Below are 243 nucleotides of genomic sequence, written 5' to 3' on the forward strand. Positions count from 1 at the left end.
AAAGCACGTTGACCAGCACCAGGAACAGCAACACGGTGATGAAGCCGATGACCGTGGCCTTGCCCACGTCGGAGCGTTTTTCCGCCCGTGACGAGAAGATGCTTGCGCCTTCGATGCCGATGAACACGAACACGGTGACCAGCATCATGTTGCGCACCTGGCTCAGCACATTGCCGAACTGCGGGTTGCTCTGGCCCCAAATATCGCGCGTGAAGATATCGGCGCGAAACGCGAAAGCGGCAA

At 58.4% G+C, this 243-nt stretch carries 1 protein-coding gene; it reads right to left on the minus strand.

What is annotated here, in order from left to right; translation table 11 throughout:
- Positions 1–243, minus strand: a 243-nt coding sequence (locus J5M56_RS26285; RefSeq protein WP_207938223.1) for an amino acid permease, incomplete at both ends; no start/stop codon positions are given.

It is taken from the genome of Pseudomonas sp. 51_B, assembly GCF_017491595.1.
Classification (GTDB): Bacteria; Pseudomonadota; Gammaproteobacteria; order Pseudomonadales; family Pseudomonadaceae; genus Aquipseudomonas; species Aquipseudomonas promysalinigenes.